Consider the following 3,609-nt stretch of genomic DNA (forward strand, 5'->3'; position numbering starts at 1 on the left):
CGCGGTAGGCGCGGCACACGTCGGCAGCCGAGCCCATCATGCGGGTGTGGCCCTTCTCGATCCAGATGGCCTTGTTGCACAAACGCTCGATCTGGTCGTTGTTGTGCGACACGATGAGCACGGTGACGTCGTGCTCCTTGATGAGCTGCGTGATACGGCGCTCGCATTTCTGCTGGAACATGAAGTCGCCGACCGAGAGCACCTCGTCGACGATGAGGATTTCGGGCACGATGACCGTGGCGATGGCGAACGCGATGCGCGCGACCATGCCCGACGAGTAGTTCTTCATCGGCATGTCGAGGAACTTTTCGACCTCCGCGAAGTCGACGATCTCGTCGAAATGCTGCTGGATGAACTTCTTCGAATAGCCCAGAAGCGCGCCGTTCAGGAAGATGTTCTCGCGCGCGGTGAGTTCCATGTCGAAGCCTGCGCCGAGCTCGATCAAAGGCGCGATGCTGCCGTTGATGGTGCAGGTGCCCTCGGTGGGCTCGAGCACGCCGGCGATAATCTTGAGCATGGTGGACTTGCCCGAGCCGTTCGTGCCCAGGATGCCGAACACGTCGCCCTTGCGGACGGTGAACGACACGCCGTCGAGCGCGCGGAACTCCTTGAACATAAGCTCGCGCTTCGCGAGGGCGATGGCGTATTCCTTCAAGCTGTTGAGCTGCTGAGATGCCATGTTGAAGACCATGGACACGCGGTCCACGTCGACCATGACGGGCCGGTCGTCGACTGCGGCGGCGAGCTCGCGCTCGATGTCGCCGAGCGGGGTGGTGTTGATGTTCTCGGGCATAGGTTCCGCCTAAACGTAGAGGATGAACTTCTTCTCGGTCGCCTTGAACACGGCGAAGCCGATGGCGAAGGTGATCGCGGCCATGCCGAGGCAGATGAGGTTCTCGGTGAGGCCGGGCACCGTGTTGTACATCGCGATGTCGCGGAAATAGCACACGTAGTGGTACATCGGGTTGAACGCCTCGGCAGCCTGCATCCAGTCGGGCAGAAGGCCCACCGGGTAGAACAACGGCGTGGCGTAGGTCCATGCGGTGATGACGACGCCCCACAGGTGGCACACGTCGCGGAAGAACACGGCGAGCGAGGAGAGCAGCATGCCGAGCCCCGCGCAGAAGAGCAACATGAACACGAGCAGAATGGGCATCGCGAGCAGGTTCACCGTCGGCGGGATGCGGAAGAAGAGCATGACGATGACGACCGCGATGAGCGAGATCGCGAAGTTCACGAGCGTGAAGAGCACCTTTTCCAGCGGGAAGATCATCTTCGACACGCGCACCTTCTTGATGAGCGGCGCCGATTCGAGGATGGAACCCATGGCAGACGACGTCGAGTCGGCCATGAGCGAGAAAAGCACGTTGCCCAAGATGAGGTACATGGGGAAGTTTTGCACGTCGTCGCCGAACTTGAGGACGTTCGTGAACACGGCGGCGAGCACGCACATCATGAGCAGGGGGTTTAGGACCGACCAGAGAACGCCCAGGACGCTTCGGCGGTACTTGAGCTTGAAGTCCTTCGACACAAGCGATGTGATGGTGAACCAATTCCGCTTGAGCGTGGCCTTGGTCGATGCGGTTTGAGCCATAGGGTCCTCAACGGTCGGGTGCATTGCGTGCGCCGAGGGTCGGGCCCTTGGCGCAACTCATCATTTTATAGCGCTTTGGACGGGGTCTTCCGCATGCGCATGAAAAGCCCAGATTGCCCGCGCGAGCGGTCGTGCGACTGCTCGCGAGCGGCGGTGCGCCAGGGAGCGTGGCGCCGCTCGTGGGGGCGAGGGCGGCGCGTCGCGCAGGGGCGAGGGGCGCGGGGGCGTGGACGGCGCGCATGCGCGTTGCGAGGGGTCGTGCGGGGGCGCAGGGGACCTCCGTTGTGCCGATGCCGTGTGCGATGTGTCCGCAGCGCGCGTGCTCGCGTATACTCAAGGGGAAGGTGAGCGGAATGCCGCCTTCCCTTACGATACGCACAAGATTCGGAGTATAAACATGGCTATCTTGCGACATCGGAGTATCTGCGCCTTGAGCGCCCTTATCCTCGCGGCAGTTTGCGCGCTATGCGTTGTTTCGCCTGGTTGTGCGCTTGCTGCAGAAGTTGACGCACAGACGGACGACGCCAACAGCTGGCGTTTCACGGACGGGCAGCTTTTGACGGTGCCCGGCTTGGACGGTATTTCCCTTCTCTCGAGCGAAAGCTACACCGAGTTCGACGCGACGCTTACCCCTAACGGCTATGCAACAGTGAACCGCCAGACCGGCTCGCAGCGCCTCATCCCCGGCGCCATTTCCAAGGGCATCGACGTGAGCGAGTGGAACCGCACGATAGACTGGGAAGCTGTGAAAAACGACGGCGTGAAGTTCGCCATCATCCGTGTGGGCTACGGCAACGACCTTACCAACCAGGACGATAAGTACTGGCTGCGCAACGTCTCCGAGTGCGAGCGGCTGGGCATTCCGTACGGCGTCTACATCTACTCCTACGCCAAGAACGCCGACATGGCAAGAAGCGAGGCCGACCACGTCCTTCGCCTGATTGCGGGGCATGACCTAAGCTATCCGGTGTACTTCGACATGGAAGACAACTCCCAGCTCAATGCCACGGGCGGCGACCCGACCGAGCTGGCGAAGATCGCGAGTGCGTTCAGCGAGAAGATTGAGGCTGCAGGCTACGACGTGGGAATCTACGCGAACCGGAACTGGTTCACGAACTATCTGACCGATCCCGTGTTCGACAACTGGGTTCGCTGGGTTGCGGAATACGGCGTCTCGCAATGCCAGTACGGCGGCGAGTACGGCATGTGGCAGCTTTCGAGCGGCGGCCGCGTGAAAGGCATCGACTATCCCGCCGATGACGAGGGCGGACGCGTCGACGTGAACCTCATGTACCGTGTGGGCTACTCCAGCGACGTGGCTGCCGACGATTGGTTTGTCGAAAGCGGCGCCTTCGACTACGTGGTCATCCGCGAAATCATGGGGAATTATTCGGGCACGAACCTTTTTGGCCCCTACGATACGATCACGCGAGCCCAGGTGGCGACCATTCTGTGGCGTCTGGCGGGAAGCCCCGCTTCGAGCATCTCGCAGCCTTTCAGCGATGCGGACCCGAACGAGTACTACTATAAGGCGCTTTGCTGGGCGAAGGAGATCGGCGTCTCGACGGGCTACAGCGGCACCGATTTCTTCGGCCCGAACGACCCGGTGACGCGGGAGCAGCTGGCAACGCTGTTCGCCCGCTATGCGAGCGTGGTTGACGGGCGCGATACGTCGAGCGATTGTGCGGCTATGAACTCGAAGAACGGCGCGGACGAGGTGAGCGACTATGCGCGCGAGGCAATGGGATGGGCAGTGGACACGGGCCTCGTCACCGGCGTTAACGGCACCGACCTTGAGCCCGGCGGCACCGCATGGCGCGCCTCGATGGCTGAGATGGTGAAGCGCTACGCAAGCTTCTAATTTGCCCGCCGCGATCTTTTCGCGGGCGTACGTTTTCTCCGAGGTGCGCTCTCTCGCGGCGTACCGCGTTGTCGGGATCGTCTTGATACGTTGATTGTGCATGGGAGGCGTCGCGTCGTGCGGCGCCTTTCCCGAAGGAAGGTGCTTCGGATAT

The 3,609-nt window shown here is 61.7% G+C and carries 3 protein-coding genes; 1 reads left to right on the plus strand and 2 read right to left on the minus strand.

Annotated elements, in window-relative coordinates; genetic code table 11:
* Both Q0G18_RS09085 and Q0G18_RS09090 read right to left on the minus strand, forming a co-directional pair.
* On the minus strand, positions 1-793 hold a 793-nt coding region (locus Q0G18_RS09085), incomplete at its 3' end, for an ABC transporter ATP-binding protein (RefSeq protein WP_297152290.1).
* Positions 794-802: 9 nt separating this feature from the next.
* The gene (locus tag Q0G18_RS09090; protein WP_158050069.1) at positions 803-1,594 is read right to left on the minus strand and encodes an ABC transporter permease; all 792 of its coding nucleotides are present in this window, start codon (positions 1,592-1,594) and stop codon (positions 803-805) included.
* Between the two features lie 397 nt (positions 1,595-1,991).
* Here Q0G18_RS09090 and Q0G18_RS09095 point away from each other — a divergent pair, with 397 nt between their 5' ends.
* Positions 1,992-3,455, plus strand: a complete 1,464-nt coding sequence (locus tag Q0G18_RS09095; RefSeq protein WP_297152293.1) for a GH25 family lysozyme — start codon at positions 1,992-1,994, stop codon at positions 3,453-3,455.
* Positions 3,456-3,609: the final 154 nt, after the last annotated feature.

It is taken from the genome of uncultured Ellagibacter sp. (genome assembly GCF_934636505.1).
GTDB lineage: Bacteria > Actinomycetota > Coriobacteriia > Coriobacteriales > Eggerthellaceae > Ellagibacter.

Coding starts and splice junctions, on each gene's coding strand:
- Q0G18_RS09090 (WP_158050069.1), bottom strand. CDS start 1,594: ATGGCTCAAACCGCATCGACCAAGGCCACGCTCAAGCGGAATTGGTTC.
- Q0G18_RS09095 (WP_297152293.1), top strand. CDS start 1,992: ATGGCTATCTTGCGACATCGGAGTATCTGCGCCTTGAGCGCCCTTATC.